At 70.9% G+C, this 437-nt stretch carries 1 protein-coding gene; it reads left to right on the top strand.

The genetic code is table 11. The features are described from left to right. On the top strand, positions 1-437 hold a 437-nt coding region (locus ODJ79_RS46790), incomplete at both ends, for a flagellar M-ring protein FliF C-terminal domain-containing protein (RefSeq protein WP_317620770.1).

Genomic DNA, 437 nt, shown 5'->3' with positions numbered 1-437 from the left:
GCCGGCGGGGTGCTCGGCCCGGACAACATCTCCGGTCCCGGCTGCACCACCGGCACCACCGGCAGCACGGCGGGGCAGTACGAGAACTCGCAGTCGGTGAAGAACAACGCGATCAACGAGACCCAGGAGGTGCGCAAGAGCGCGCCGGGTGGGATCAAGAAGCTGAACGTGGCGGTGCTGCTGGACTCGACCACCGCCGGTACGGTGGACCCGGCCCAGGTGCAGCAGCTGGTGTCCGCGGCGGCGGGGATCGACGCGGCCCGCGGCGACACGATCGCGGTCTCGGCGATGCCGTTCGACACCAGCGCGGCGAAGGCGGCGCAGCAGTCGCTGACCGCGGCGGCGAAGGCGGACCAGTCGGCGAAGACGACGAATCTGATCAAGACTGGTGCGCTGGCCGCGGTGGTCCTGGCCCTGATCTTCCTGGCCTGGCGGGC

It is taken from the genome of Actinoplanes sp. KI2 (assembly GCF_025630775.1).
Taxonomy (GTDB): domain Bacteria; phylum Actinomycetota; class Actinomycetes; order Mycobacteriales; family Micromonosporaceae; genus Actinoplanes.
Note: the sequence above shows the minus strand (reverse complement) of the source record. Positions and strands in the feature narration are given on the sequence as shown.